General features: G+C 63.6%; 1 protein-coding gene. It reads left to right on the top strand.

The annotated features are described in order from the left end of the window. On the top strand, positions 1 to 514 hold a 514-nt coding region (locus NW838_RS10740; protein ID WP_414428026.1), incomplete at its 5' end, for a hypothetical protein. Positions 515 to 558: the final 44 nt, after the last annotated feature.

Here is a 558-nt window from a genome sequence, read left to right on the forward strand (position 1 = left end):
TACTGGCATTTCCCCAGATCCGGACGCTGCTGGGCCGGCTGCACCTTACCAAGTAGCCATTGGCGAGTGTGACCTAGCCAACCTCACCACCCGCAACGTAAAAGTCTCCTTCAACGACTTCACGCGGCCCACTCAGTCAGATCCCTACGTCTCTGTGCAAGTCTGCGACTTCTCGCAGGCGGAGGTTTACAAGAACCTGTTGCGTGGCTTCACAGTTGCCGGCGTGCATGTGGTGTCGGCTGAGCCCAACACGGTAACCATTCGCGAGAACCTCTTTGAGCCTTCCATCGGCAGCCCGACCTTCATTGCGGCCATTGTGGATCGCCAGACTCAGGCACCGGGAACTCTGGCTCCTTTTGCCACAGCTTCGGTGCCGGGCAACACCTTCAACCTGCCGCCGCAGGGCACTCTGGCTGTCTACGCTCGTCCCGACGTTGACCTCACGCCAACCGCGGCGGGCGCGCTTATCGCTGGCGCGTATACACATCTCCGCGCCCACGCGCCGCTCCGCTAGCGCGGTGGGGCGGGGGGGGGGGGCAAACCACGCGGGGGGGGGGG

The organism is Synechococcus sp. R55.2, assembly GCF_047462075.1.
Taxonomy (GTDB): Bacteria; Cyanobacteriota; Cyanobacteriia; order Thermostichales; family Thermostichaceae; genus Thermostichus.